The organism is Rathayibacter sp. AY1B4, from assembly GCF_002932815.1.
GTDB lineage: Bacteria > Actinomycetota > Actinomycetes > Actinomycetales > Microbacteriaceae > Rathayibacter.
Genome location: NZ_PSWN01000024.1, coordinates 1 through 26,727, shown reverse-complemented (window position 1 = coordinate 26,727; position 26,727 = coordinate 1). Strand labels below are relative to the sequence as shown.

Genomic DNA, 26,727 nt, shown 5'->3' with positions numbered 1-26,727 from the left:
CTCTCCGCCGGCCCCGGTCGCTCCGACCCTTCGGCGCACCTGTTCGGCTGCGCCCCGCTCGAGAACGGAACGACGCGACATGACAGGTTCGCCTCCGATCGTCGAGATGAAGAACATCTCGATCAGCTTCCCCGGCGTGAAAGCCCTCGACGGCGTCGACTTCCGCCTGTTCCCGGGCGAGGTCCACACCCTCATGGGTGAGAACGGCGCCGGCAAGTCCACGCTCATCAAGGCCCTCACCGGCGTCTACCGCATCGACAGCGGAGACATCGTGATCGACGGGGAGACCCGTCGCCTGACCGGCACCGCCGACTCGCAGGCCGCGGGCATCTCCACCGTGTACCAGGAGGTCAACCTGGTCACGAACCTCTCCATCGGAGAGAACGTGATGCTCGGCTACGAGGTCCGCGGACCCTTCGGCATCAACTGGAAGGCCACGCACCAGGCCGCGAAGGTCGCGCTCGAGAAGCTCGGCCTCGGCCACCTCAACACGCGCCAGTCGCTCGCCTCGCTCTCGATCGCGATGCAGCAGCTGGTCGCGATCAGCCGCTCGACGGTGAGCGACTCCAAGGTGCTCATCCTCGACGAGCCGACCTCGAGCCTGGACGCGAACGAGGTCGAGAACCTCTTCGTGGTCATCCGCCGCCTCCGCGCGGAGGGCGTCGCGATCCTCTTCGTCTCGCACTTCCTCGACCAGGTCTACGCGATCAGCGACCGCCTGACGGTGCTGCGCAACGGCACCTTCGTCGGCGAGTACCTGACCCACGAGCTCGACCGCACCTCGCTGATCTCGAAGATGATCGGCAAGGACATCGCGGCGCTGCGCTCCCTCGACTCCGAGCGCGAGAGCCAGGACCACCTCTACCGCGACGCCCCGCTCTACACCGCGAAGGGCATCGGCAAGAAGGGCTCCATCGAGAGCACCGACCTGACGCTGCACCGCGGCGAGGTCGTCGGCTTCGCCGGGCTCCTCGGCTCCGGCCGCACCGAGCTCGCGCGCCTGATCTACGGCGTCGACAAGCCCGACACCGGCGAGATCACGATGCACGGCAAGAAGATCGACGTCCCGACGCCGACCGCCGGCCTCGCCCACAAGATCGCGTTCTCGAGCGAGAACCGCCGCGACGAGGGCATCATCCGCGACCTCTCGGTCCGCGAGAACCTCATCCTCGGCGTGCAGGCCAAGCGCGGCTGGGCCCGCCCCCTCTCCAAGAAGGAGAAGGACGAGATCGTCGGCAAGTACCTCGTCGAGCTCAACGTGCGCCCGGCCGACCCCGACCGCCCGATCAGCAAGCTCTCCGGCGGCAACCAGCAGAAGGTCCTCCTCGGCCGCTGGCTCGCCACCGCCCCCGAGATCCTCATCCTCGACGAGCCGACCCGCGGCATCGACGTCGGAGCGAAGGCCGAGATCCAGGAGAAGGTCGTCGCCCTCGCCGGCGAGGGCGTCGCCGTGGTCTTCATCTCGTCCGAGCTCGACGAGGTCGTCCGCCTCAGCGACCGCATCATCGTCCTGAAGGACCACCGCGTGATCGCGGAGATCCTCAACGGTCCCGCTGTCACTGCGGAGTCGATCGTCACTACCATCGCCGCAGAGGGAGTCGTCGACGAGGACGTCGTCGTCCTCGAGAGCGCCACGCAGGAGGCCGCATCATGAGCAGCGACACCCGACCCGCCCGGGGATCCGTCCTCGGCGGGATCATCCGCCGCCAGTACTTCTGGGGAGTCGTGGCGATCGCCCTGCTCCTCCTCGTCAACGTCGTCAAGGACCCGGGCTACCTGGCCGTCTCGGTCAGCCCCACCACCGGCTACCTCGTCGGCAACGTCATCGACATCGCCCGCGCCGCCGCTCCGATCCTGATGATCGCCGTCGGCATGTGCCTGGTCGTCGCGACCGGGGGCATCGACCTCTCGGTCGGCTCGATCATGGTCGTCGCCGGCGCCGTCTCGATGGAGTTCCTCAACTCCGCGGGAGCGCCCGACTCGCTCGGCGCGGCAGCGGGAGCCTTCGCGGTCGCCCTCCTGGTGGCCGCCGTGCTCGGAGCCGTGAACGGCGTCCTCGTCTCGGTGGTGGGCCTCCAGCCCTTCATCAGCACGCTCGTCGTGATGCTCGCGGGCCGCGGCCTGGCGAAGGTCATTACCGGCGGCCAGAACACCGCCGCCACCAACGAGCCCTTCCGCTGGCTCGCGAACGGGTACGTCTTCGGGCTCCCGGTCGTGTTCCTCCTCGCCATCGCGATCGTCGTGGTCGTCGGAGTCCTGGTGCGCCGCAGCGCGCTCGGCCTGATGATCGAGGCCATCGGCATGGACCCGAAGGCGGCCCGCCTCGCGGGCATCAACCGCCGGGGCCTGCTGATGACCGCCTACATCGGCAGCGGGATCCTCGCCGGAGTCGCGGGCGTGTTCGCCACGGCGAGCGTGATGACGGTCGACGTCTCGCGCACCGGCTACCAGCTCGAGCTCGACGCGATCCTCGCGGTCGTCATCGGCGGCACCTCGCTCGCCGGCGGCAAGTTCAACATCACCGGTGCCGCCGTGGGCGCGATCCTGATCGCCACCCTCGACAAGACCGTCGTGTTCCTCGGAGTCTCGTCCTCCGCGACGCCCGCCTTCAAGGCGATCGTCATCGTCGCGCTCTGCCTCCTGCAGTCCGAGCGCGTCCGCTCCGCCTTCAAGTCCCGTCGCGAGGCGCGCCGCAGCGTCCCGCAGAAAGAGGCGATCCCCGCATGAGTGCCGTGATGACCCGCTCCGCCCCTCCGGCGAGCACCAAGCGCACCTCCGGGGCGCGCGGCTGGCTGAGCCAGCACCTGGACAAGCTGCCCACCCTGGCCGCGCTGATCATCTTCTTCGGGATGATCGTCTACGGCGAGGCCGCCTACGGCCGGATCCTGCAGGCGAGCACGATCTCGAACCTGCTGGTCAACAACGCGCACCTGATCATCCTCGCCGTGGGCCTCACCTTCGTGATCCTCACCGGCGGCATCGACCTCTCGGTCGGCGCGGTGATCGCGTTCAGCAGCGTGAGCGGCGTGCTCCTGATCAACGCCGGCTGGAACCCCTGGCTCGTGATGGTCCTGATGGTCGTGATCGGCGCACTGTTCGGCGTGATCTCCGGCGTCCTGATCCAGTACTTCAACGTGCAGCCGTTCATCGCGACGCTCGCGATGATGTTCCTGGCCCGCGGTCTCGCCTCCATGCTGAGCACCGTCCCGGAGCGCCTCCCCGAGGACTCGGCCGTGCTGAGCCTGGCCACGCCGATCAAGCTGATCGACGGCCCCAAGGTCAACGACTTCGTCATCAGCCCCGGCGTGATCATCGCGATCCTCGTCGTGGCCGGCGCGTTCTTCGTGCTCCACCGCACCCGCCTGGGCCGCACGGTCTACGCGATGGGCGGCTCCGAGCAGTCGGCGGCCCTGATGGGCCTCCCGGTGGTGCGGACCAAGCTGTTCATCTACATCATCAGCGGCACCCTCGCCGGTCTCGCCGGTGTGGTCTACACCGCCCGCCTCGGCAGCGCGCAGAACATCACCGGCACCGGCTGGGAGCTCGACGCCATCGCGGCGACCGTCATCGGCGGCACGCTGCTCACCGGCGGCGTCGGCTTCGTGCTCGGCTCGGTGGTCGGCGCCCTGGTGCTCGGACTGATGAACGTCCTGATCACCCGCGACGGCGGCATCCCGCCGGAGGCGACCACGATCATCACCGGAGGCATCCTCCTGGTCTTCGTCCTCCTCCAGCGCGCCGTCATGGCCCGCAGCAAGACCTGACCGGGCTCCCGCCCGATCTCCCCCGGCGCCCCCTCGTCCCTCCGCGGACGAGGGGGCGCCGTCGTGTCCGGGGCGCTCCGTCGGCCTCAGGAGGCGGAGCGGCTGAGCGTCAGCGCGGCCTGCTCGCGGGTGGCGTAGCCGCACTCCTCGGCGAGGCGGGCGAAGTCGGCAGGGCCCCGCCGCCGCAGGCCGATCCGGCGCCGGAGGGTGCCCGCCCGGCGCGTCTCGATCTCCTCCGCCGGCGTGCGGCCGAGGAACGCGAAAGCCTGCGCGAGCATGCGGGGGCAGACGAGCAGCTCCCGGGCGAGCACCGCGGCGGAGAACGCCGGGTCGCGGTGGCGCGCCTCGATCACCGGGATCGCCTCCGCGTAGACCTGGTCGGCGCTCCGGGTCCGGACCCGCGGAGCGCTGTGCTCGACGATCCCCTCCAGGAGCAGTTCGCTCGCCCGCCTCACGCCGGCGGCCCCGAGCACGGCCGGATCGCCCTCGATCAGACTGTTGGCGAGGGCACGGGCAGGCGTCCAGACCGACTCGCGCACCGGCACGACCTCGTTGATCCGCTCGCGGACCCACCGGTGCTCGAGCACGGCGGCGTCGAAGCTCCAGGTGTACGAGAGGGTGGGCCGCCGGTAGTCGATGCGTGCCGCGGTCCTCGCCTCGAGGACGAGGACGCTGTTCGGCACCGCCTCGAGCGAGCCCTCCTCGAGGATCATGTCTCCCCCGCCCTCCACGATCAGGGACACGTGCACCTCCTCGGACTCGGCAGCCCGGTCGAACGCCGGCGGACGGTCGACCCTGATCCCCTCCGGCGCCCAGACCCGCGTCACCCGGAGGCCCGGCCCGTACGCAGCATCCCAGCGGAGTCCCCGGGCGCCCGCCTGCGGCTCGTCCCACGCGCCGATGAACTCCTGCATCCGCTCCTCTGCGGCCCCCATCTCCCGCCTCCTCCGCGTCGAAGGAACAGAATCCCTCATCTGTCGATCACCGCCGGACGTTCGCACGGATCTCCCAGGCCTCCGCGCCTCGCGCTCGGAATCCGGCCGCACGCCGCCGCCGGACCGGGAGGACGGCCACGGGGACCGTCCCGGTCAGCGGCGCTGGGAGAGCCGCCACAGCGCGCGGCGAGCGCTCCCCTCGGAGGCGAAGCCCGCCTCCTCGGCCGCGCGCGCGAAGTCGGCCGTCGCCAGGGACCGCCCGCCGATCAGGAGCAGGAGGGTGCCCGCCCGGCGCCGCTCGAGCTCGTCGTCGGCCGTCCGCCCGAGGAAGGAGAACGCGCGAGCCAGCGTCAGCTCCGACACCAGGAGCTCGCGGGCGAGCCGGGCGGCGGTGAAGGCGGGATCGCGGTGGCGCTCCTCGATCAGGGCCATGGCCTCCCCGTAGACGTCCTCGGCGCGGGGACGCCTGCGCGGTGCGGAGCCCTCGACCAGCTCCTTCAGGAAGGCCTCGCCCGCCCGGGCGACGGCGGGCTGCTCCGCCAGAGCGGGGTCGCCGTCGAGGAGACCGTTCATCAGCGCCCGCGCCGGGGCCAGGAAGCAGCCGGCGACGGGCAGGACCTCGCCGAAGCGCTCCGTGATCCAGCGCTGCTCCAGCGCCCGCTCGCCGAGCACCCAGGCGTAGATCACGGTCGAGCGGGGGAAGCGCGCCCCGGTCCGCGGCTCCGCGTCGATGACCACCAGATCACCACTGCCGCACTCGAGCATCCGTCCGTCCTGTCGGATGCGTCCTCCGCCCTCGACGACCAGCAGCAGATGCGCGCCCGGCGGGCAGCGCGACTGCGGCTTCTGCTCGAGAACGCAGCCACCGGGGATCCACAGTCTGGCGATCTCGAAGCCGAGCGAGCCCGTCGCCTCGACCCGCAGTCCAGAACGGGCCTCCACGCCGTTCCAGTGCTCGGCCATCCGCCGGTACATCTCGGCCGATCTCGACCTCATCGGGCGCCCCCTCCTCGCGGGCACGCTGACGCCTCACCACGGGAGTGATTCGCAGCCCGCGCGTGCTCCGTTTGTCACCGGACCGGTCACAGCGGACGGCTGCGCTCCCGCTCATCGCACCGGCGGCGCCCCGGCGGCGACGGGCGACCGACGGGAGCACCCGGTCGGGAGGGCTGTCGCGACTCGGAGCGGCGCCGGAGCTCACCACTCCCTCCTCACGGCAGCGCCACTTCCTCCTCACCTGCCCCCGAGCGCTTGGGCCGACCGCCCGCCCGCGGGAAGACTCCCCAGCGGTACGGCGCCCGTCGTACCCGCCGAAGCGGCCGAGCGGACGACGACCGTCCTCCGAGCAGGCCGCCGGCGAGAAGACAGACCGAGGAGCTTCACTGTGACTTCCGACAACTCTCCCGCTGAGCAGGGTCCGCTGAGGCGACGCACCGTCGTCGCCGGCGCCACCTGGTCCCTGCCCGTGATCGCCGCAGCGACGGCCACCCCGGCCGCCGCCGCCTCTGCCACGCAGACCCTCGTGTTCAGCTCCATCCCGACCATGATCGCGTGCACGCCCAACACGGCGCCGATCACGCTGACCCTCACCGGCGGCAACGTCGCGAACGTCCCTGTGCGGGTGAACACCCCGCCCGGCTTCCGCTTCGGAGGGAGCGGGACCGACACCTTCGTGACCGACGCGAACGGAGTCGCCACCATCCCGGTCGGCGGCGTCATCGCGGGCCCCTCGACCGGCTCGGCCCTCGCCTTCGGCGGCTCGGCGAAGACGAACGCCCCGTTCCCGGTCCGCCAGACCGGCGACCTGCAGTACAGCACGGGCCTCGCCACTGTTCCCGAGAACTCCGGATTCATCCACACCTCCTCGCAGGGTGTGAACGGCAATGTCTCCGTCAAGGCGAACGGCGACATCTGGCAGTACCGGCGGTCGGACGGCTGGCAGAAGCTCGGCACGGGCGCCTCCATGGAGCCCAGCACGTCCGGGCTCACGCAGCAGCCGGACGGAACCTACAACGCGCACTGGATCAAGGACGGAGTCCTCCAGTACGGCAAGGCGCTCGCGACCGTTCCGAACAACTCCGGATTCGTCCGCACCTACGGTCAGGGCGCGGACGGGAACGTCTCCATCAAGGCGAACGGCGACGTCTGGCGGTACAACCGCCAGGCCAACGAGTGGACCCTTCTGGGCACCGGCGCCAGCACCGAGCCGAGCGCGGCCGGCATCTCCGCGAACGTGGCCGGGACCCTGAACGTCCACTGGATCAAGAACGGAGTCCTGCAGTACGGCACCGCGACGGCCACGGTGCCGACCAACTCCGGATTCGTCCGCGTCTACGGCCTCGGCACCCGCGGCACGATCGCCGTGAAGTCGAACGGCGACATCTGGCGGTACAACCCGCAGGGGAACGTCTGGGACCTGATCGGCACCGGAGCCAGCACCGAGCCGAGCGCCGCCGGGCTGACCCAGCGGCCGGGCGGGACGTTCGAGATCCACTGGATCAAGGACGGGGTCCTGCAGTACGGCACCCGGCTCGCGACCGTCCCGGAGAACTCCGGGTTCGTCCGCACCTACGGTCAGGGAGCGGATGGGAACGTCTCCGTGAAGGCGAACGGCGACATCTGGTACTACAGCCCGGCGCAGAACACGTGGACCAAGATCGGCTCCGGTGCCAGCACCGGGCCCGATGCGGCCGGGATCACCGCCCAGGGAGACAACACGCTGAACCCCCACTGGATCAAGGCGAGAACCGACTGCCGCTGATCCGCGCCCGGCGGCCCTCTCCGCCCGCGTCCTGCCGGACCGCGGGCGAGGAGGGCCGCCTCCGCCCTCCCGCCGAGGACGGGCGCCTCGTCCGAGGAGGAACGCGCCACGCCGTCTCGGCGCCCCTCCCCCGGCCTAGCGTGGTCACCGCCCGCGCACCCCGTCCCCGCTGCGAAGGAGCCCGGTGACCGCTTCCGAGCAGCCGGCCGCCCCGCGCGGTCTCGTCGAGACGCTGCAGCTGAGCGGTCCCCGCGTGGAGGCGTGGCTGAGGAGCCTCGGCTGGGCGAGCGACGGAGCTCCGCCCCTGCATCTCGCCGGGGACGTGCTCGCCGTCGACGGCTTCCGGCTGAGCCGCCTCTGGCACACACCCGGCACCGTCCGGACGGACCCGCCCCTCCCTGCCCTCGACCGGGCCGAGGTCGACCTGATCGTCCCGGTCGCCGGCGAGATCGTCGTCGACGGCCCTCTCGAGGCCGCTCGTCTGCGGCCCGGCGGGCTCGCCCTCCTCCGGGGCGACGACTCCGCTCGGTTCCGGGCGGAGGAGGACTCCGCCTGGCTGGCGCTGAGGACGTCCTGGGGCAGGCTCGGCCTCACGAGCGCACAGTCCGGCGGGCCGTCCTGCACGCTGCTCGCCGCCGACAGCTACAGCGGCGCCTTCGTCTCCCTCGTCAACGCGACCCTCAACGCGGACCTCTCGGCGGGCGATCCCGGCTTCAGCGAGCTGCGCCGTGCGCTCGAGGCGACCGCGTCGGCTCTCATCAAGCAGAGCCTCCCGCCCGCCCGTCCGGAGGACGGACTCGAGGGCGTCCTCCTCCGCGCGATCGCCGTCATCGACGCGGAGGCGGGCGATGCGGACTTCACCGCCGGCGCTCTCGCGATGCGTCTCGGCGTCTCACGGGCGACGCTGGACCGCGCCTTCCACCGCCGGGGCACGACCGTGGCGGCGACCCTCCGCGAGCGGCGCGTGCACCTCGCCGCGTCGCTCCTCGCCGCGAGCCCCTCGCTCTCGCCGTCGGCTCGCGCGGCTGTGGCCGACCGGGCCGGCTTCCGGACGCTGAGGGCGATGGACCGTGCGCTGAGCCGCTCGCGCGACGACGACCGCGGCTGATCCGGCCGGACATCGGCGGCTGCATCGCTCCTGGATGCTCTCGGAATTCGTCGAACCGGTTCGCCTCTTCTCCGGATGTCGAGGAATTGATCCGGATAGGCTCTTCACGTTGACGTCAACATAGTGTTACCGTGAACATTGCCGCGTACGAAGCCGGCACACTCCCTCCCCTCAGCAAAGATGCCGACCCTGGAGCAAAGCGCGATGAAGCCTTTCCTGCGACCACTCGTCCTCGTGACGGCCGTGGCCCTCACCGTCCCTCTTCTGACGGCCCAATCCGCGAGCGCCGCTCCCTCAGACAGCCTCGTCCTGCGCTACGCGCTCGACGAGACGAGCGGCACGACCGTCGCCGACAGCTCGGGCAAGGGCCGCACGGGCACGCTCGTCAACGGAGCCGCTCCCCGCGGGGCCGCGGGCGTCGCGCTCGACGGGACCGACGACTACGTCAAGCTGCCCGACAACCTGCTCGCGGGTCTGAACTCGATCACGGTCAGCACCGAGGTCCTGGTGAACGCGAACCAGGGCACGCCCTACTTCATCTGGGGCCTCGGCAACACGACGAACGGCGCTGGGAACGGCTACCTCTACACGACGGGCAACGGCTACAAGGCCTCGATCGCCACCGGCAACTGGACCACCGAGCAGACCGTCAACTCCAACGCGAACCTCGCGCGCAGCGTCTGGAAGACCCTCACCTACACGCTCGACGACGCGAGCGACACCGCACGCCTCTACCTCGACGGCACCCAGGTCGCACAGCAGACCGGAGTGACCATCACTCCCGCCGCGATCGGCAACGGCACCACCACCGCGAACGCGATCGGCCGCTCCGTCTACACGGCGGACAAGACCCTCGCCGGCTCGGTCCGCGACTTCCGCGTCTACAGCACGGCGCTCAGCGCGGCCGACGTCGCGACGCTCCAGGCCCCGGACAGCACGCGCGTCTCCCGCGACTCCGCCGCCCTGGACCTCGGGAGCCTCTCCTCGGTCTCCGCGAACCTCACCCTCCCGACGACCGGCCCCAACGGCTCCGCCATCGCCTGGGCCTCGAGCAACTCCGCGGTCGTCTCGACCAGCGGAGTGGTCACGCCGCCCGCGAACGGGGTCGCCTCGGTCGAGCTGACCGCCACGACGACCCGCGGCTCGGCCACGGCCATCCGCACCTTCACCGCCACCGTGCCCGCCAAGGACGTTAACGCCGACGCCCAGAAGGCGCTGGACGCCCTCTCGATCGTCAACTCCGGCGACGTCCGCGGCAACGTGACGCTGCCCGCGAAGGTCGGCTCCTACGATGTCGCCTGGGCCTCCTCGAACACGGCCGTGCTCAGCACGACCGGCGTCGTGAAGCGCCAGTCCGCCGCCACGCCCGTCACGCTCACCGCGACGATCGCCGGCACGACCGCGACCCGGCAGCTGCCCGTCACGGTGACCGCGGCTCCCGCGAACCTCGACACCGAGTACGACGCGGGCTACCTCTGGACCCACTTCGCCTCGACCGACTACGAGAAGATCTACTTCGGGTCCAGCACCGACGGCCTGCACTGGTCGAAGCTCAACAACGACAAGGCCGTGCTCGCCAACCTCGGCGGCACCCTCGGCGTCCGCGACCCGCACCTCGTGCGCTCCCCCACCGGCGACGAGTACTGGATCATCGGCACCGACCTGCACGCGGAGGGCACCGCTCCCGGCGGCACCTGGGATCAGGTCAACGCGAGCCAGAAGCTCGTCGTCTGGCGCTCGACCGACCTCGTGAACTGGAGCGACCAGAGCCTCGTCTTCGCCGGAGCGGCGAACGCGGGCAACGTCTGGGCACCCGAGGCGATCTGGGACGAGACCACCGGCCAGTACTACGTCTACTGGTCGGGCCGCGACAAGACGCAGGTGAACACCGACGACTGGGCGCTGCGCGTCTACGTCAGCACCACCCGCGACTTCGTGAACTTCTCGACCCCGACGGTCTGGCTCGACGAGAACTCCTCGACCAACAACGCCGACGGCCCGAACATCATCGACACGACCATCGCGAAGGAGGGGAGCACCTACTACCGCTTCTCCACCTCCGACTGGCGCACCGTCGTCGACAAGGCGACCAGCCTGGCCGGCCCCTGGACCCGCGTCATCGCTCGTGGCGAGGAGAAGTCCCGCGGCCTCTCCGACCACCTCGAGGGCCTCACCGTCTACCAGCTGCCCGACGGCCGCTGGGTCGTCATGGGCGACTCGTTCGGCTACTCCGCCTACGTCACCGACACCCTCGCGGACATGCGGTTCACGGCGCTTCCCGTCGGCACCACCGGCGCGAACACGTACTCGTTCTCGAAGCCCTTCCGCCACGGCTCGGTGCTCCGCCTCTCGAGCGCCGAGGAGGCGCGCCTGACGGCCGCCTACGGCACCAGCAGCACCGGCCCCGCCGCGAAGCCGGTCAACGCGGCCGGCGAGATCCTCCGCTACACCTTCGACGGCGGCTCGGGCACCACGGTGCGCGACAGCTCGGGCAACAACCAGAACGGCACGCTGCCCTCGGGCGGCACCTGGAAGGACGGCGCCCTGCAGCTCGACGGCACCGACGACTACGTCAAGCTGCCGAACGACCTGCTCGCCGGCGTGACGGACCTCACCATCCAGTCCGACGTCTGGATCGACCCCGCGCAGGGCGGCAACTACTTCCTCTACGGCCTGGGCAACACCACGAACGGGGCCGGCGACGGCTACCTCTTCACCTCGGGCAACAACTACCGCACCAGCATCGCGACCGGGAACTACACCACCGAGCAGACCGTCGCCGGCGGCTCGGCCCTCCCCCGCGGCACCTGGGCGCACCTGACGTACACGCTCTCCGGCACCACCGGCACGATCTACCTCGACGGAGTGAAGGTCGCCAGCGGCACCGTCACGACCGACCCGAAGGACATCGGCGGCGGCTCCACGGCGGCGAACTACATCGGTCGCTCGAACTACGACGCCGACAACCGCTTCCGCGGCCAGATCCGCGAGTTCTCGGTCTACAACCGGGCTCTCAGCGCCTCCGAGGTGCTCGCCGCCTCCGGCAACACGTCGGCCCTGGTCGACCTGTCGCTCAGCGGCGACGTCATGAAGACGGCCCCGATCGTCGACTCGGCGAGCAGGACGGTCACCTTCCCGGTGAAGCCGGGGACCGACCTGACGAAGCTCACCCCGACCTTCTCCACCGCGGCGGGAGTCACGGCGAGCCCCGCCTCCGGCTCCGTCCGCGACCTCTCCACCCCGCAGACGGTCGTGCTCACGCCCGCCGCCGGCGGCACCGCGACCACCTGGACCCTCAAGGCCGTCGTCATGAAGTCCCCGGTCCTCGCGGGCCTGAACGCCGACCCGAACATCGCGGTCTTCGGCGACACCTACTACCTGTACGCGACCTCGGACGGCTTCGCCGGCTGGGGCGGCAAGACCTTCTACGCCTGGTCCTCGAAGAACCTCATCGACTGGACCCGGTCGGAGCAGCCCTTCCTGACGCTGGACGGCGCGAACGGCAATGTGCCGTGGGCGACCGGCAACGCCTGGGCGCCGACGATCACCGAGAAGAACGGGAAGTACTACTTCTACTTCTCCGGCGAGAACTCCTCGCTCAACCGCAAGACGATCGGAGTCGCGGTCGCGGACAGCCCGATGGGCCCGTTCACGGCGCAGCCGACCGCGATGATCACCAACGGCGAGTCCGTGCGGTCCGGCCAGGCGATCGACCCCGCCGCGTTCACCGACCCGAAGACCGGCAAGAGCTACCTCTTCTGGGGCAACGGCGACCCGCTCTACGGCGAGCTGTCCGACGACATGCTCTCGATCAAGACCGGCACGATCAAGAAGATCAGCGGCCTGACCGACTTCCGCGAGGGTGCGTTCCTGAACTACCGCGACGGTCTGTACCACCTCACCTACTCGATCGACGACACCGGCTCCGAGAACTACAAGGTCGGCTACGCGACCTCGACCAGTGTCGACGGACCGTGGACCTACCGCGGCGTGGTCCTCGAGAAGGACCCGTCGCAGGGCATCCTCGCCACGGGCCACAACTCGATCGTCAACGTGCCCGGCACGGACGACTGGTACATCGCCTACCACCGCTTCGCCATCCCCGGCGGAGACGGCCAGCACCGCGAGACGACGATCGACCGGGTGACCTTCGACAAGACGACCGGTCTCATGCAGAAGGTCGTCCCGACCCTCACCAGCGTCGCGGCGCAGACGATCGTCGACACCGCGCCGCTCGCGGCCTCGATCACGGGGAAGGCGACGGTGGGCAGCACGCTGACCGCCTCCGCCTCCTCCCCGTGGACGGCGACCGGCTTCCAGTGGAAGCGCGGCGGGACCGCGATCAGCGGGGCGACGGCGTCGAGCTACACGCTCACCGCCGCCGACCGCGGAGCGACGATCTCGGTGGCCGTGACCGCCGCGAAGCCGCAGTGGACGCCGGCGACGGCCTCCGCCTCCGTCGGTCCCGTGACCGACTCGGCACCCGCGATCGCCGTGACCACGACCTCCACGACGCGCTGCGTCGCCGGGAGGATCGTCGTCACCGCGACCGCCACGAACCCGAACGCCTTCGCTGCGAAGATCGTGATCGGCACGACGTGGGGCTCCAAGAGCTTCGCCGACGTCGCTCCCGGCGCCACCGTCTCGGCCGCCTTCACCACCCGGGCGACGAGCGTGACCGACGGATCCGCGACCGCCACGGCGACCGCGTTCGTCAACGGGAAGCCGGCCACGGCCTCCTCGACCGCCCCCTACTCCGCGGCCGGCTGCAGCTGACCCGCGGGCACGACCCACACCCACTGAGATCGAGCCGGCGACGACGCCGGCCGGAGAACGGAGAACACCCGACATGAACACCCGATCCCTTCTGATCCGCGGAGCCGCCGGACTGGCCGGAGGCGTCCTCCTGCTCGGAGTCGCCGGAACGGCCTTCGCCGCCGACACCAACTACGGCAGCGACGACGTCGACGTCAACGTCGACATCGCCGACCTCCCCGGGACCGGCGCCCTCTCGATGACCGTCGCCGGCGACTCGACGACCCTGGCCGAGGACGGCTCGGACAACGTCCGCCGCCAGTTCACCGGCACCCTGCCGACCGTCACGGTCACCGACACCCGTGACGCCGAGGACGTCTCCCCCGACTCCGCCTGGTACGTCCTCGGCACCGCCGACGCCTTCACCTCGGCCGACGGCTCCATCATCGGCGCCGAGAACCTGGGCTGGGCCCCGGCTCTCGTCGACGGCGGCGACCTCGGCGAGGTCGCCGCGGGCCAGGTCGTCGACACCGCCATCGACGGCGGCGCCAACGGCCAGGGCCTGAAGAACGAGGAGCTGCTCGCGATCGTCGCCAGCAACTCCCAGCAGGTCAACCCCGAGGGCTCCTGGAGCGCCGACGCCGACCTCTTCCTCCGCACCCCCGTGAACGTGGACGCCGGCGCGTACTCGTCCACCATCACCCTGTCGCTCTTCGAGTGACCCGTCGCGGCCGGGGGACGCACTCCCCCGGCCGCGATCCCACCACGGCCGACGCGGCCGGGCCCGCCCGCCCGGCCGCGTCGTGCTTCCCCCGTGCGACCATGAGGTTCTGATGACTGCTCCGCGCCGCTCCGCCGCTCCCCGCCGCCCGCTCCTCCCCGCGCTGCTCGCGCTGATCGTCGCCCTCCTCGGCGCGGGCGTCGCTCCGGCGGCCGTCGCGGCCGACGGAGCGATCACCTGGGCGGTCAGCCCCTCCACCGACGGCGTCCCCGACAAGCGCGCGTGGGTCGAGCTCGAGCTCGCCCCCGGCGCGAGCGCCTCGGACGAGGCGGTCGTGCGGAACCTCAGCGACCAGCCCGTGACCTTCAGCATCACCAGCGCCGACGGCTACTTCACCGACACCGGCCGCTTCAACATGCTGAACTCCGACCAGGAGTCGGTCGACGCCGGGCTGTGGATCTCCGCCCCCGAGACCGTGACCGTCGATCCGGGCAGCAGCGGCGTGGTGCCGTTCACCGTGACGGTCCCCGACAACGCCACCCCCGGCGACCACGCCGCCGGCATCGCCGCCTCCGTGCTCTCGCAGGGCACCGAGGCAGGAGGCGCGAACGTCGGAGTGGAGAGCCGCATCGGCTTCCGCGTGATGACCCGCGTGACCGGCGAGGTGACCCCCTCCTTCTCCGTCGAGGACCTGGCCAGCGACTACCGCCTCTCCTGGAACCCGTTCCAGCCCGGCTCCCTCTCGCTCGTCGCCGACGTGGTGAACACCGGCAACGTGCGCCTGCTGCTCGACGGCACGGCGAGCGCCCAGGGCGCCACCGCCCCCGTCGTCGCGGCCGACGCGCCCCAGCAGGAGCTGCTGCCCGGCGACCGGCGCAGCGTCTCGGTGCAGCTCGACGGCATCTGGCCCCTCTTCGGAGTCGGCGCCGACCTGACCATCGCACCGACCGTCGCCGCCGCCGATCAGGAGCCGGTCGCCACCGCTCCCGTGACGGAGTCGATCACGGTCGCCGCCGTGCCGGTCCCGCAGCTGCTCGTGATCCTCGGCGTCGCCCTCATCCTCGCGGCGCTGCTCGCCGGGCGCTCGCGCTCGCGCCGCCGCATCGCCGCCCTGGTGCAGCAGGCCAAGGAGGAGGGCCTGCGCGAGGGCGCGCGCGTCTCCTCCTGAGCGCCCCCTCCGCTCGCTCCCTCCCCCTCCGTGCCGCCGAGGGGACGCCGGGCCGTCGAGAGGACCCGCTACACCGGGTTCCCTCGGCGGTCCAGGGTTCCCTCACCGCGCGGCCATGCGTCAGAGTGAGCGGATGACCACCACCTCCCTGGAGGCGCCGACTCGGCGTCTCGGCCTCATCGCGCTCATCGCGACCCTCGGCGGCCTCCTCTTCGGCTACGACACCGGCGTCATCAACGGCGCCCTCGAGCCGATGTCGGCCGAGCTGGGCCTCACCGCGCTGACCGAGGGGGTCGTCACCAGCTCGCTCCTCTTCGCCGCCGCGATCGGCGCGATCTCGGGCGGACGCCTCGCCGACGCCCTCGGGAGGCGGACCACGATCCGCCTGCTCGCCGTGCTCTTCCTCGTCGGCGCCCTGGTCTGCGTCGTGGCGCCGGGCTTCGGCGTGATGGTCCTCGGGCGGGCGGTCCTCGGACTGGCCGTCGGCGGCGCCTCGGTGGTCGTGCCGATCTACCTCTCCGAGATCTCCCCCTCCGAGATCCGCGGATCGCTCGCCGGCCGCAACGAGCTGATGATCGTGATCGGCCAGCTCGCCGCCTTCGTGGCCAACGCCGTCATCGGCACCGTCTGGGGCGAGCTGCCCGGCGTCTGGCGGATCATGCTCGCCGTCGCCGCGCTCCCCGCCGCAGCGCTCCTGCTGGGCATGACCCGGGTCCCGGAGTCGCCGCGCTGGCTGATCGCGCACGGCCGCCGCGACGAGGCGCTCGGCGTGCTCACCACCATCCGCACGCCCGACCGGGCCCACGCGGAGGCGGAGACCATCGCCCGCTCGATCGGCGCGAAGGACGGCCCGAGGATCCCCCTGCTGCAGGCGCTGCGCGAGCGCTGGGCGGTGCGCATCCTGCTGGTCGGCATCGGGATCGGAGTCGCCCAGCAGCTCACCGGCATCAACTCGATCATGTACTACGGCCAGTCGGTGCTGAAGGAGGCGGGCTTCGACCACGACGGCGCGCTCGTCGCCAACATCGCACCCGGGGCGATCGCCGTGATCGGCGGCCTGATCGGGCTGCGGCTCATGCAGACGATGAACCGCCGCACGACCCTCCTGCTCGGCTACTCCCTGACCACCGCGATGCACTTCCTGATCGGCATCGCCTCCGTCGCGCTCCCCGTGGGGAACCCGGCGCGACCGTACGTGATCCTGGTGCTGGTCGTCGCGTTCGTGGGGAGCATGCAGACGTTCCTCAACATCGTCACCTGGGTGATGCTGTCCGAGATCTTCCCGCTGCGGATCCGCGGCGTCGGCGTCGGCATCGCGATCTTCTGCCACTGGATCACGAACGCGGTGCTCGGCCTGTTCTTCCCCACCCTCGTCTCCGGCGTCGGCATCACCGGAACGTTCTTCCTGTTCGGCGCCGTCGGCCTGCTCGCGCTCGTCTTCATCTGGAAGCGCGTGCCCGAGACCCGCGGCCGTGCCCTCGAGGAGGTCGAGGCGGGCGTCGTCTCCGGCGAGCTCCTGCGCCGCTGACGCCCGTCCCCGGGATCCGCCTACTGGTAGGTGACGAGGTCGGGGAGGGGGCGGACCTCGGCCATGGTCTCGGCGGGGGTGAGCATGGGCGTGTCCTCGTCGTAGAAGTTCTTCCAGCCCCAGCCGATGCCCTCGGGGGCGCCCTCGTGCAGCGCGTCCCAGGTCGCCTGCTTGTCGGGCTGCGAGCCCTGGCCGTCGACGTGGATGAGGAACTCCAGCTCGGGCCGGTCGCGACGGATGCTGTCGCGGTCCTGCAGCATCGACAGCCGGAACTGGTGCAGCACGAACATCTTCGGCGGCAGCCCCTCGCTCTGCACCAGGTCGGCAAGCCACTCCGACACGCTGTCGACCTCGGCGGCCGAGACGCGCCCGATCTGCTCCAGCGGCTTCTGGCCGGGCAGCAGGCGCCACTCCGGGTCGAGCGCGAGGCCGACGTTGGGCAGCGTCAGCAGATCCGCGTACTGCTTCGCCTGGGTGAGGAAGTCGGTGAGCCCCGACTGCAGGTCGAGCACCACGTACATCCCGGCCGCCTGCGCCGCGTCGATGTAGGGGCGGATGTCGGCGGCGTCGAGCTCGTTGGAGTAGTCGCCGTCCTTGCCGGGATCGCCCGCCGCGACCGTGGTGATGATCTCGAGGCTCGGCACGACCTGCTTGTCGGTGAGTGCCCGGTACGGCTCGGCCACCGCCTCCGCCCGCGCGATCGTGGGCTCGAGGCCCTGCTCCCCCAGCACGCCGAGAACGGGAGCGCCCGGAGTGCCGTAGATCGCGACGAAGAGGTGCCCGCCGAACATCCGCTGGCCGCCGCCCGGCAGCTGCCAGCCGCTCGCGGCTGCGCGCACGGCCCACTCGGGCTCGGGCTGGGCGGCGAGCACGGGGCCGAGCAGCAGCGTGCAGGAGGCGTCGGCCTCGGCGATCGCGGTCACGGCTCCGCCCGAGGCGAGCAGGTCGTCGCCGTCGACCACGGTGACGGGCACGCCGGCCGCGCGGGCGGTCGCCAGCGCGGCGATGTCGGCGTCCTGCGCGCGGGCGAGGGCGTGCAGGCCGGTCAGGGCGTCGGCCCGGGCCGGGAGGGCGCCGAACGGAGCGTCGGAGGCGGTGGACGGCGCGGCGGCGGCGAGGTCGGCGAGCGCCAGGTCGGTCACGGTCAGGCCGGACGCGGTGCTGAGGGCGGCCGCGTCGGAGGCGGAGGCGACGACGTCGACGCCCTCGGGCGCGGTGACGTCGCCGATCGCGAGCACGCGGGTCACGCCGAGGCGGGCGAACTCGGCGGCGAGGGCGTCGGAGGTCGGAGCGGTGGAGGACGGAGCGGCGGACGGGGTCGCGGAGTCGGACGGGCCCCCCGGATCGGACGGCGTCTCGGAAGCCGTGGATCCCGCGGCCGCGGCGTCCGCGGACGGGGCAGCCGTCGCTCCGGATCCCGCCGAGCCGACCAGCAGCGGCACGCCCCAGGCGATGCTCACCTGGGCGGCGCGCAGGCGGGACTCGGCGACGTCCTCGACCAGGACGACCAGCGGAGCCGCGGCGAACAGGGCCGCGCTCGCGGCGAGCGCGTGCGGGGCGAGCGCCACCGGCCCGCTCGGAGCCGCGGTGCGGGTGCGGGGCGCCTCCTGCTGGGCGTCGTCCGGAGCGGAGGAGTCGGGCGTGCAGGCGCTGAGCAGCGGGAGCACCGCGAGACCGCCGATCACGACGCTGCGGCGCGAGAGCCCGGAGCGGGAGGGGACGGAACGGGGTGTCGAGGGCATGGCAGGCCTCTCCTCTCGGAGCCCGATCGGGGCTCTCTGGTGCGTGGCTGGTCCTCTCGACTATCGCAGGCTCGGCGGCGGTGAGCGCCGAGCGGGCCGTCCCGGGCGCGCCTCCGAGGCCGTCCGGACAGGCAGAAGGGGAGCGGCGCCGCAGCACCGCTCCCCTTGGAGAGGCTGGATCAGACCGTGCGGGGAGCCTTCGCGAGGTTGGCCTCGAGCTCCTCGCGGTTCTGCCGCACCACGTAGGCGGGGCGGTCGCGCTCGACGCGCCACGACTCGCTCAGCGGCGTGATCGCGACGGTGTCGAAGCCGATCCGGTCGTAGAGGTCGGTCACGAAGTGGATCGCCTCGGGGTAGTCGCTCGACGTCGCGAGAGCGCGGCGGTCGGGCGTTCCGGCCGGGGTGCCGTCGGTGGTGATGTCGGCGGCCATGATGTGGTTGAACGCCTTGACGACCTTCGACTCCGGGAGGTGCTGCTGGAGCATCTCGCTGGTCGTGGTCTCGCCCTTGTCGAGCGCCTCGATGCGGCCGTCGCGCTCGAAGTAGTAGTTGTTCGTGTCGAGGACGATCTTGCCGGCGAGCGGGGCGACCGGCACCTCCTCGAGGTTCTTCAGCGGCACCGTCACCACGGCGATCTCGGCGGCCTCGGCCGCCTCCTGAGCCGTGGCGGCGCGGGCCTTCGGGCCGAGCTCCGCGATGAGGTCGGCGAGGGTCTCGGGGCCGCGCGAGTTCGCGATGACCACCTCGTCCCCGAGGGCGATGACCGCCCGTGCGACCTGGCTGCCGATGTTGCCTGCTCCGATGATTCCGTACGTCGTCATGCTGAGGAGAACGCGGAGGGTGCCCCGGCATTCCGCTCCGCGGCGTTCTCCCACGCCGCACCCAGGTGAGCCCGTGCCTCCAGTAGCCTCGGTCCTCGGGCGCCGCTGCCCGAGAAGGAGTCCGTGATGCCGCAGTACGACCTCCCGCTCGACCTCCTCGAGCAGTACGCCCCCGAGATCGCCGAGCCCGCCGGGTTCGCCGAGTTCTGGCGCGACACGATCGCCGAGGCGAGGGCCGTCACGACCGAGCCGCGCCTCGAGCGGGTCGACGCCGGCTTCGGACTGCTCGACACCTTCGACGTCACCTACTCCGGCTTCGGCGGCCACCCGATCCGCGCGTGGCTGATCCTCCCCCGCGGCGTCGAGGGCCCCCTCCCCGGGCTCGTGACCTACATCGGCTACGGAGGCGGCCGCGGGCAGCTCGCGGAGTGGACCGCGATGTCGGCCGCCGGCTACGCGCACCTGGTCATGGACACCCGCGGCCAGGGGTCCGGGCACCGCTCCGGAGCGACGCCCGACCCGGTGGGCAGCGGGCCGCACGTCTCCGGCTTCATGACGCAGGGCATCGAGTCGCCCGCGGAGCACTTCTACCGCCGCGTCTTCACGGACGCCGTCCGAGCGCTCGACGTGCTGCGTGCGCACCCCGCGGTCGACGCCTCCCGCGTGGCCGTCTCGGGCGGCAGCCAGGGAGGCGGGATCGCCCTGGCCGTCACGGGGATCCTGGGCCTGCTCGGCGAGTCGGAGTCGGCGCGCGCCGCGATCGTCGACGTGCCGTTCCTCTCCCACATCCCGCACGCCGTGCGGCTCGTCGACACGATGCCGTACGGCGAGATCGTGCAGTACCTGCACACCCACCGCGGCGCCGAGGCGCGCGTGTTCGACACCCTCTCGTACTTCGACGGCACCTCCTTCGCCCCCTACGCGCAGTCCCCCGCGCTGTTCTCAGTCGCACTCCGCGACGACATCTGCCCGCCGTCCACCGTCTACGCCTCCTACAACCGCTACGCCGGACCCCGCGAGATCCGGGTCTACCCCTTCAACGGCCACGAGGGCGGCGAGGCGTTCCAGATCGGCGAGCACGTGCGCTTCCTGGGGCGCGAGCTGGCGTAGGAGGAGGCGCCGGCCGGTCGGCGGACGGGGGCGGTGCGCCCCGGCGCATCACCCGTTCCGGCTCTCGATCATCGCGCTGCCGATGCGGTCCTCGAGGTCGGCCAGCTCGTCGAGGACGTCGCCGACCACCCAGACCTGCCGGGCGCCTCGACGGGCGTCGCATTGTGACGCCGTGCGTCGCGCTCGGTACCCGTTCGCGGCTCCGCTGGGCACTATCGACTCCATGACCCGCCAGATCCGCTTCAACGCCTTCGACATGAACTGCGTCGCCCACCAGTCCTCGGGCATGTGGCGCCACCCCCAGGACCAGTCCTGGCGGTACAAGGACCTCTCGTACTGGACCGACCTGGCGAAGCTGCTCGAGCGCGGCACGTTCGACGGCATCTTCATCGCCGACGTGCTCGGCACCTACGACGTCTACGGCGGCTCGAACGAGGCGGCGATCCGCCACGGCGCGCAGGTCCCCGTCAACGACCCGATCCTCCTCGTCTCGGCGATGGCCGCCGCGACCGAGCACCTCGGCTTCGGCATCACCGCGGGCACCGCCTACGAGCACCCGTACCCGTTCGCGCGGCGCATGTCGACGCTCGACCACCTGACGAAGGGCCGCGTGGGCTGGAACGTCGTCACCGGCTACCTCCCCAGCGCCGCCCGCAACATGGGCCACGAGGACCAGCTCGAGCACGACGACCGCTACGACGTCGCCGACGAGTACCTCGAGGTGCTCTACAAGCTGTGGGAGGGGTCGTGGGAGGACGACGCCGTCGTCCGCGACCGCGAGTCCGGCGTGTTCACCGACCCGGCGAAGGTGCACGAGATCGGGCACCGCGGCAAGAACTTCACCGTCCCCGGCATCCACCTCTCTGAGCCGTCGGTGCAGCGGACCCCCGTCATCTACCAGGCGGGAGCGTCACCGCGCGGCATCCGCTTCGCGGCGGGCAATGCGGAGGCGATCTTCGTCGCGTCCTCGACGAAGGCCGGCCTGAAGGCGACCGTCTCGCGCATCCGCGACGCACTCGAGGCGGCCGGCCGCGACCGCTACTCCGCGAAGATCTACACGCTGCTCACGATCATCACCGCCGAGACCAGCGAGGCCGCGCACGAGAAGCACCGCGACTACCTCTCCTACGGGAGCGAGGAGGGGGCGCTGGTCTTCATGTCGGGCTGGATGGGCATCGACCTGTCGCAGTACGACCTCGACGAGCCGATCGGCAACGTGAAGAGCAACGCGATCCAGTCGGCCGTCGCCAACTTCCAGGAGGCGAACGAGGACGGCTCGGAGTGGAAGGTCCGTGACATCGCCAAGCTCAGCGTGATCGGCGGGCTCGGCCCGTTCGTCGTCGGCTCGCCCGCGGAGGTGGCCGACCACCTGCAGGAGTGGGTCGAGGAGACCGACGTGGACGGGTTCAACCTCGCCTACGCGATCACGCCCGGCACCTTCGAGGACGTGGTGGAGTTCATCGTGCCGGAGCTGCGCCGCCGCGGTGCGTACCCGGAGGAGTACGTCGAGGGCAGCCTCCGCCAGAAGCTGCACGGCCGCGGCGACCGGCTGCCGGAGGAGCACCTCGGCGCCGGCTTCCGCTACGCGCCGGCGGCGGTCTGACGACAGGGGGCGCCGGGCGGCCGGTGGGGGCGGGGGTCTCCACAGGCCGGTCCGCGGCCACGCCGGACGCACGAGCACCCCGCCGCGATGCGCGACGGGGTGCTCGGGAGTGCGGAGGGGCTCAGCCCTCGAAGGTGGCGTCGAGCGTGATGTCGACTCCGGTGAGCGCCTTGCTGACGGGGCAGGTCTCCTTGGCCTCGTCGGCGGCCTTGAGGAAGGCGGCCTCGTCGATGCCGGAGACCTCGCCGCTCACGATGAGCTTGATGCCGGTGAGCTTGAATCCGCCGGCCGAGTCCGGGCCGAGCGAGACGTCGGCGCGGACGTCGAGCGCCTCGACGGTGCCGCCGGCCTGGCCGAGGACGGCCGAGAACTGCATCGCGTAGCAGGCGGAGTGGGCGGCCGCGAGGAGCTCCTCGGGGCTGGTCGAGCCGTTGGCGTCGTCGGCGGCGCGCTTGGGGAACGAGACGTCGTAGGTGCCGATCTTCGAGCTCGAGAGCTCGACCTGGCCCTCGCCGGTCTCGAGCGAGCCGTTCCAGGCGGTGCGTGCGGTACGAGTGGGCATGAGTCCTCCTTGGGGGGCGGGGAGAACCGTAGAACGATCGTTCTCCCCTGATGCGCCGAGCCTAGGTGGAACGCGCGGCGTCCTGCAACCACCGGCCTCGGACCCTCGGCGAGATGCCAGTCCGGCGCGCCTCCGTCGGCGTGTCGCGTACGGGAGCGGCCTGTCGCGGAGGAGAGGACGGCCGCCAGGTCAGTGCACGAGCTTCAGGCCGACGACGCAGCCGACGATCCCGAGGACCAGCAGCGTGCGCACGAGCGAGAAGCCCTCGCCGCCGAAGAACATGCCGTAGAGGACGGTCAGCGAAGCGCCGATCCCGACCCAGACCGCGTACGCGGTGCCGGTGGGCAGCTCGCGCATCGCGTAGGCGAGGCCGGCCATGCTCGCGACGACGCCGACTCCGAAGACGACCGACGGGCCGAGCCGCGTGAACCCCTCCGACCTGCCGAGGGCGGTGGCCCACACGGCCTCGAGGACACCGGAGAGGATGAGGACGATCCAGGACATGACAGCTCCTACGAGTCAGTCTTGTCGCGTTCCGGGTACTGCTCCCTCGTCCGGTCGCCGTCATCGGCTCCGCACAGTCTGCCCGTGCGCGCTGGGCAGGCCCTGGGCAGCACGCGACGGGGGCGGAGCCGCCGCGACCGCGACTCCGCCCGCCGCCGTCAGCGCGGCTGAGCCGGGTTCGTCGGCACTCCGTGCGAGGGCGGGTTGATCGGCGGACCGGACGTCGCCGGTGAGACCGGCGATCCGGACGACGAGCGGGACACCTCGGGCAGCGACTCCGGCACGCTGCCTGCCGGCTCCGCTCCCCCGCGCAGCTGCTCGAGGCGCGAGTGCAGGATCGTCGTCACCGGCAGGCGGTGCCCGTGCGCCTCCTCGTAGGCGAGCAGCACGCCGAGGCCGGCCTCGTCGAGCGGGCGGATGCGCTCCGCGAGCGTGCCGAGCGGGATGTCGTTCCAGTCGGGGAGCGGCAGCTCCTCGCGGGAGGGTGTGTCGGTCATTCGTGCTCCTTCCGTTCCCTCCATCCCACGCCCCGGACGGCCGTCCGCCCAGGGGCTTGACCGGTCGCGGGGCGAGCGGGGCGGTCGGGAGGGACGGTCCGGCGGAGCGGCGGCCCCGCCGGGACCGTCAGCGGATCAGGCGGTGCGGCGGGACGAGCGGCGGGTCGCCAGGTGCACGAGGACTCCGACCACGAGGAGGATCCCGGCGTAGAGCCAGACGATCGGGTCCTGCTGACTGAGGAGCAGCACGCACGAGGCGATGCCGAGCACGGGGATCACCGTCCACACGCGGAAGTGGTCGTGCTCGACCTTGTCGCGCCGCAGCACGAGCACCGAGACGTTCGTGCTGATGAACACCAGCAGGAGGAGCAGCACCACGGTCTCGGCGAGGGTCGCCAGATCGCCGACCAGGGTCAGGAGGCACGCCGCCAGCGTGGTCACCGCGATGGCCACCCACGGCGTCCGGCGCTTCGGCAGCACGCGGCCGAGCACGTCCGGGAGGAGGCCGTCCTTCGCCATGCCGTAGGTGACGCGGCTCGCCATGATCATCGTCAGCAGTGCTCCGTTGGCGACCGCGACGAGCGCGATCAGGCTGAACAGCCACGCCGGCACCCCGGCTCCGCTCGCCGTCACGACGTCGAGCAGCGGGGCGGAGGATCCGGACAGCTCGTCGGCGGGCAGCGCGATCGAGCTCGCGAGGCCGACCAGGACGTACACCGCGCCGGCCGTCAGCAGCGAGCCGAACAGCGCGCGCGGGTAGACGCGGCTGGGGTCGCGGATCTCCTCGGCGATGTTGGCCGAGGTCTCGAAGCCGACGAAGGAGTAGTAGGCGATGATCGCCGCGCCGAGCACCGCCAGCGCCGGTGCCTGCTCGGAGCTGAGCTCGACCGTGCGGGCGAGGTCGCCGCCTCCGCCCGCCACGAGCAGCGCGACGCATCCGATCACGATCAGCAGGCCGCCGACCTCGATCACGGTCATCACCGTGTTGCTGAGCAGCGACTCCGCGACGCCCCGCGCGTTGAGGCACGCGACGAGGATCAGGAAGACGATGGCCGTCGGCACGGTCGGCACGTCGAGGAAGGTGCCGAGGTAGTCGCCGGCGAACGCGAGCGACAGGCCGGCCGCGCTGGTCACTCCGGCCGCGAGCATGGCGAAGCCGACCAGGAACGAGACGATCGGGCGCTTGAACGCCCGCTGCGCGAACACCGCCGCGCCTCCCGCCTTCGGGTACTTCGTCACCAGCTCGGCGTAGGAGCCGGCGGTCAGCAGCGCGAGGCCGAGCGCGAGCAGGAGGGGCATCCAGACGGCGCCGCCGACCTCCGCCGAGAGCGTGCCCATGAGGGCGTAGATGCCTGCGCCGAGGACGTCGCCGAGGATGAAGAAGTAGAGCAGCGGGCCGGTGATGCGGCGGCGCAGGGAGGTGCCGCCGGCCTCTCCGGTCGCGGGGGCGTCGCTCGTGGTGGCCATGTCGTCCTCTCGTCGCGCGCTCGGGAGCGAGCACGACGGGCCACGCTAGGGAGGAGGGGGCCGGGAGGTCGAGAAGGTTGACCGGGCGGGGTCGAGGGCGCTACACGCGCGGGACGGGGCGTCTGCGGAGCGGGCGCCTGCGGGCCGGGCGCGTCCCCGGCCGGGCACCGCATGCCGCGCCCCGCGCCGGCCGCTAGCCGAGGACGACGTGCTCCCCGCCGCGCTGCTCGGCGATCTCCTCGCCGACCTCCTCCGCCTCCTGGCGCGACTCGTGGTGGCTCAGCGGGACCCGGGCGTGGGCGATGCGATTGTGCCAGCCCTGCTCGTCGGAGTAGGTCTCGATGGGGAGGACGGTCGTGGTGCTCATGGTGCTCCTTCGTGGTGGTCCCTCCATGGCACCTCGCGCCCCCCGCCGCTCGGGAGAGGGTTGACGCGAGCCCGTGTCTCGAGCAGGACGGAGGCGTCTCGGCGGTCCAGCAGCGAGCGCCGGCGGCGCGGCGGGTCAGGGCGAGGCCATGCCGCCGTTCACGTTGAGGGTCTCGCCGGCGACGAAGCTCGACTCGGCGGACGCGAGGAACACGTAGGCCGGGGCCTGCTCGGCAGGCTGCGCGGCACGGCCCATCGGCGACTCGCTGGAGCCGAAGTCGGGCAGGCTCTCGGGGTCGACGCCGCCGCTCACCTGCAGGGCGGTCCACGTCGGGCCGGGCGCCACGATGTTCACGCGGATGCCCTTCGCGGCGAGCTGCTGCGCGAGGCCCTTCGAGAGGTTGTTGATCGCGCCCTTCGTCATCGCGTAGTCGAGGCGGTCGGGGGCGGGCTTGTGCGCCTCCGCCGACGCCGTGTTGATGATGGTGGCGCCCGCGGGCAGGTGCGGGAGGGCCGCGCGGATGATCCGGAACGGAGCGAAGACGTTGACCGCGAAGGTCGCCTCGAACTGCTCGTCGGTGATGTCGAGCAGGTCCTCCTTCCATATCTGCTTCCCGGCCACGTTGACCACCGCGTCGAGCCCGCCGAGGCCCTCGACCGCCTCCGCCACGAGCCGCGTGCAGTACTCGGCACTCGTGAGATCGCCGGGGATCGGCACGGCGGTGCGCCCCTCCGCGCGGATCAGCCCGATCACGTGCTGCGCGTCCTCCTCCTCGCTCGGGAGGTAGGCGAGGGCGACGTCGGCCCCCTCGCGGGCGAAGGCGATGGCCACGGCTGCGCCGATCCCGGAGTCGGCTCCCGTGATGAGCGCGCGGCGGCCCGCGAGCCTGCCGGTGCCGCGGTAGCTCTCCTCGCCGAGGTCCGGCACCGGGGTCATCCGCGACTGCAGCCCGGGCTCGGGCTGCTGCTGGACCGGCGGAGTCACGTCCGGGTACTGGGTGGCGGGGTTCGTGAACGTGTACTGGTCGGGCATTGCTCCTCCGTCCGCGGCACCCGGATCGGGCCGCTCCCCTCCATCCCAGGCGAGCCGCGCCTCCGGGGCCACCCCGTGCACGGGCGGGCGGCGCTGTGGTAGCCGGCGCCGCGCCTGCTCGGAGGACCGGCACGGCGACCCGGACGTGCCGGTGCTCTGCTCCGCGGATGAACACCGGACGACAGTGGGCTCCCCCGCGCGCCGACGCCGCGCGGGCGTGCGAGGCTTGATGGTCGTCCCCCTCCCGCCCGCGCGGCGTCGGCGCGCGGGGGAGCCCACTGT

The 26,727-nt window shown here is 71.8% G+C and carries 22 protein-coding genes and 1 riboswitch; of the genes, 11 read left to right on the top strand and 11 right to left on the bottom strand.

Annotated elements, in window-relative coordinates; translation table 11 throughout:
* The first annotated feature begins 79 nt into the window (after positions 1–79).
* Genes C5D66_RS13935 through C5D66_RS13925 form a run of 3 tightly spaced genes read left to right on the top strand, consistent with a single transcriptional unit; the run spans position 80 to position 3,764 of the window.
* Positions 80–1,654: a sugar ABC transporter ATP-binding protein gene (locus tag C5D66_RS13935; protein ID WP_104222393.1), complete on the top strand. Its 1,575-nt coding sequence runs from the start codon at positions 80–82 to the stop codon at positions 1,652–1,654.
* The gene (locus C5D66_RS13930) at positions 1,651–2,727 is read left to right on the top strand and encodes an ABC transporter permease (protein ID WP_104238658.1); all 1,077 of its coding nucleotides are present in this window, start codon (positions 1,651–1,653) and stop codon (positions 2,725–2,727) included. The genes C5D66_RS13935 and C5D66_RS13930 overlap by 4 nt, the downstream gene beginning before the upstream one ends.
* Complete coding sequence (locus C5D66_RS13925) at positions 2,724–3,764, top strand: sugar ABC transporter permease (protein WP_104222391.1); 1,041 nt, start codon at positions 2,724–2,726, stop codon at positions 3,762–3,764. Before C5D66_RS13930 ends, C5D66_RS13925 begins: the two co-directional genes overlap by 4 nt.
* 86 nt (positions 3,765–3,850) lie before the next feature.
* Here C5D66_RS13925 and C5D66_RS13920 read toward each other — a convergent pair whose 3' ends face one another.
* Together C5D66_RS13920 and C5D66_RS13915 are read right to left on the bottom strand one after the other, a co-directional pair.
* Positions 3,851–4,699 carry a hypothetical protein gene (locus C5D66_RS13920; protein WP_104255596.1) on the bottom strand — a complete coding sequence of 283 codons (849 nt, stop codon included), beginning with the start codon at positions 4,697–4,699 and terminating at the stop codon, positions 3,851–3,853.
* Positions 4,700–4,852: 153 nt separating this feature from the next.
* Positions 4,853–5,695: a hypothetical protein gene (locus tag C5D66_RS13915; RefSeq protein ID WP_104274335.1), complete on the bottom strand. Its 843-nt coding sequence runs from the start codon at positions 5,693–5,695 to the stop codon at positions 4,853–4,855.
* A gap of 388 nt (positions 5,696–6,083) precedes the next feature.
* On the opposite strand from C5D66_RS13915, the gene C5D66_RS13910 reads away from it, so the two are divergent.
* The 6 genes from C5D66_RS13910 (at position 6,084) to C5D66_RS13885 (ending at position 16,740) form a co-directional block, all read left to right on the top strand.
* Entirely contained in the window at positions 6,084–7,460 is a 1,377-nt protein-coding gene (locus C5D66_RS13910) for a hypothetical protein (RefSeq protein ID WP_104255594.1), read from the top strand.
* Between the two features lie 184 nt (positions 7,461–7,644).
* Positions 7,645–8,568, top strand: coding sequence for a helix-turn-helix domain-containing protein (locus C5D66_RS13905; protein WP_104255593.1), 924 nt, complete (start codon positions 7,645–7,647; stop codon positions 8,566–8,568).
* Between the two features lie 204 nt (positions 8,569–8,772).
* The gene (locus C5D66_RS13900) at positions 8,773–13,344 is read left to right on the top strand and encodes a family 43 glycosylhydrolase (RefSeq protein WP_181028733.1); all 4,572 of its coding nucleotides are present in this window, start codon (positions 8,773–8,775) and stop codon (positions 13,342–13,344) included.
* 73 nt (positions 13,345–13,417) lie between these two features.
* Positions 13,418–14,044: a hypothetical protein gene (locus C5D66_RS13895; RefSeq protein WP_104255591.1), complete on the top strand. Its 627-nt coding sequence runs from the start codon at positions 13,418–13,420 to the stop codon at positions 14,042–14,044.
* A gap of 112 nt (positions 14,045–14,156) precedes the next feature.
* Positions 14,157–15,212 (top strand): WxL protein peptidoglycan domain-containing protein, encoded by a 1,056-nt coding sequence (locus C5D66_RS13890; protein WP_104222384.1) that lies wholly within the window; start codon positions 14,157–14,159, stop codon positions 15,210–15,212.
* Positions 15,213–15,345: 133 nt separating this feature from the next.
* Entirely contained in the window at positions 15,346–16,740 is a 1,395-nt protein-coding gene (locus C5D66_RS13885) for a sugar porter family MFS transporter (protein ID WP_244229508.1), read from the top strand.
* Between the two features lie 20 nt (positions 16,741–16,760).
* Here C5D66_RS13885 and C5D66_RS13880 read toward each other — a convergent pair whose 3' ends face one another.
* Complete coding sequence (locus C5D66_RS13880; protein ID WP_104255590.1) at positions 16,761–18,482, bottom strand: hypothetical protein; 1,722 nt, start codon at positions 18,480–18,482, stop codon at positions 16,761–16,763.
* A 179-nt stretch (positions 18,483–18,661) separates the two neighbouring features.
* Complete coding sequence (locus C5D66_RS13875; protein WP_104227021.1) at positions 18,662–19,303, bottom strand: NADPH-dependent F420 reductase; 642 nt, start codon at positions 19,301–19,303, stop codon at positions 18,662–18,664.
* Between the two features lie 126 nt (positions 19,304–19,429).
* Here C5D66_RS13875 and C5D66_RS13870 point away from each other — a divergent pair, with 126 nt between their 5' ends.
* A complete protein-coding gene (locus tag C5D66_RS13870) occupies positions 19,430–20,413 on the top strand; it encodes an acetylxylan esterase (protein WP_104255589.1) in 984 nt (327 codons plus the stop codon).
* Between the two features lie 48 nt (positions 20,414–20,461).
* On the opposite strand, the gene C5D66_RS17260 is transcribed toward C5D66_RS13870, so the two are convergent.
* Positions 20,462–20,626 (bottom strand): hypothetical protein, encoded by a 165-nt coding sequence (locus C5D66_RS17260; protein ID WP_159940663.1) that lies wholly within the window; start codon positions 20,624–20,626, stop codon positions 20,462–20,464.
* Between the two features lie 10 nt (positions 20,627–20,636).
* On the opposite strand from C5D66_RS17260, the gene C5D66_RS13865 reads away from it, so the two are divergent.
* Complete coding sequence (locus C5D66_RS13865) at positions 20,637–22,016, top strand: LLM class flavin-dependent oxidoreductase (protein WP_104247810.1); 1,380 nt, start codon at positions 20,637–20,639, stop codon at positions 22,014–22,016.
* Positions 22,017–22,137: 121 nt separating this feature from the next.
* On the opposite strand, the gene C5D66_RS13860 is transcribed toward C5D66_RS13865, so the two are convergent.
* The 6 genes from C5D66_RS13860 to C5D66_RS13835 all read right to left on the bottom strand — a co-directional run bounded on the left by C5D66_RS13860 (position 22,138) and on the right by C5D66_RS13835 (position 26,445).
* Positions 22,138–22,578: an OsmC family peroxiredoxin gene (locus C5D66_RS13860; protein WP_104222378.1), complete on the bottom strand. Its 441-nt coding sequence runs from the start codon at positions 22,576–22,578 to the stop codon at positions 22,138–22,140.
* Positions 22,579–22,767: 189 nt separating this feature from the next.
* A complete protein-coding gene (locus C5D66_RS13855; RefSeq protein WP_104255588.1) occupies positions 22,768–23,082 on the bottom strand; it encodes a multidrug efflux SMR transporter in 315 nt (104 codons plus the stop codon).
* Positions 23,083–23,091: 9 nt separating this feature from the next.
* Positions 23,092–23,155, bottom strand: a riboswitch (guanidine-III (ykkC-III) riboswitch).
* 85 nt (positions 23,156–23,240) lie between these two features.
* The gene (locus tag C5D66_RS13850) at positions 23,241–23,579 is read right to left on the bottom strand and encodes a hypothetical protein (protein WP_104255587.1); all 339 of its coding nucleotides are present in this window, start codon (positions 23,577–23,579) and stop codon (positions 23,241–23,243) included.
* A 135-nt stretch (positions 23,580–23,714) separates the two neighbouring features.
* Positions 23,715–25,046, bottom strand: coding sequence for an APC family permease (locus C5D66_RS13845; protein WP_104255586.1), 1,332 nt, complete (start codon positions 25,044–25,046; stop codon positions 23,715–23,717).
* Between the two features lie 193 nt (positions 25,047–25,239).
* The gene (locus tag C5D66_RS13840) at positions 25,240–25,413 is read right to left on the bottom strand and encodes a DUF2188 domain-containing protein (RefSeq protein WP_159940661.1); all 174 of its coding nucleotides are present in this window, start codon (positions 25,411–25,413) and stop codon (positions 25,240–25,242) included.
* A gap of 135 nt (positions 25,414–25,548) precedes the next feature.
* Entirely contained in the window at positions 25,549–26,445 is an 897-nt protein-coding gene (locus C5D66_RS13835) for an SDR family oxidoreductase (RefSeq protein ID WP_104255585.1), read from the bottom strand.
* Between the last annotated feature and the right edge of the window lie 282 nt (positions 26,446–26,727).

Coding starts and splice junctions, on each gene's coding strand:
- C5D66_RS13855 (WP_104255588.1), bottom strand. CDS start 23,082: ATGTCCTGGATCGTCCTCATCCTCTCCGGTGTCCTCGAGGCCGTGTGG.
- C5D66_RS13860 (WP_104222378.1), bottom strand. CDS start 22,578: ATGCCCACTCGTACCGCACGCACCGCCTGGAACGGCTCGCTCGAGACC.
- C5D66_RS13935 (WP_104222393.1), top strand. CDS start 80: ATGACAGGTTCGCCTCCGATCGTCGAGATGAAGAACATCTCGATCAGC.
- C5D66_RS13865 (WP_104247810.1), top strand. CDS start 20,637: ATGACCCGCCAGATCCGCTTCAACGCCTTCGACATGAACTGCGTCGCC.
- C5D66_RS13840 (WP_159940661.1), bottom strand. CDS start 25,413: ATGAGCACCACGACCGTCCTCCCCATCGAGACCTACTCCGACGAGCAG.
- C5D66_RS13895 (WP_104255591.1), top strand. CDS start 13,418: ATGAACACCCGATCCCTTCTGATCCGCGGAGCCGCCGGACTGGCCGGA.
- C5D66_RS13885 (WP_244229508.1), top strand. CDS start 15,346: ATGACCACCACCTCCCTGGAGGCGCCGACTCGGCGTCTCGGCCTCATC.
- C5D66_RS13880 (WP_104255590.1), bottom strand. CDS start 18,482: ATGCCCTCGACACCCCGTTCCGTCCCCTCCCGCTCCGGGCTCTCGCGC.
- C5D66_RS13870 (WP_104255589.1), top strand. CDS start 19,430: ATGCCGCAGTACGACCTCCCGCTCGACCTCCTCGAGCAGTACGCCCCC.
- C5D66_RS13850 (WP_104255587.1), bottom strand. CDS start 23,579: ATGACCGACACACCCTCCCGCGAGGAGCTGCCGCTCCCCGACTGGAAC.
- C5D66_RS13930 (WP_104238658.1), top strand. CDS start 1,651: ATGAGCAGCGACACCCGACCCGCCCGGGGATCCGTCCTCGGCGGGATC.
- C5D66_RS13925 (WP_104222391.1), top strand. CDS start 2,724: ATGAGTGCCGTGATGACCCGCTCCGCCCCTCCGGCGAGCACCAAGCGC.
- C5D66_RS13835 (WP_104255585.1), bottom strand. CDS start 26,445: ATGCCCGACCAGTACACGTTCACGAACCCCGCCACCCAGTACCCGGAC.
- C5D66_RS13875 (WP_104227021.1), bottom strand. CDS start 19,303: ATGACGACGTACGGAATCATCGGAGCAGGCAACATCGGCAGCCAGGTC.
- C5D66_RS13915 (WP_104274335.1), bottom strand. CDS start 5,695: ATGAGGTCGAGATCGGCCGAGATGTACCGGCGGATGGCCGAGCACTGG.
- C5D66_RS13845 (WP_104255586.1), bottom strand. CDS start 25,046: ATGGCCACCACGAGCGACGCCCCCGCGACCGGAGAGGCCGGCGGCACC.
- C5D66_RS13920 (WP_104255596.1), bottom strand. CDS start 4,699: ATGGGGGCCGCAGAGGAGCGGATGCAGGAGTTCATCGGCGCGTGGGAC.
- C5D66_RS13890 (WP_104222384.1), top strand. CDS start 14,157: ATGACTGCTCCGCGCCGCTCCGCCGCTCCCCGCCGCCCGCTCCTCCCC.
- C5D66_RS13900 (WP_181028733.1), top strand. CDS start 8,773: ATGAAGCCTTTCCTGCGACCACTCGTCCTCGTGACGGCCGTGGCCCTC.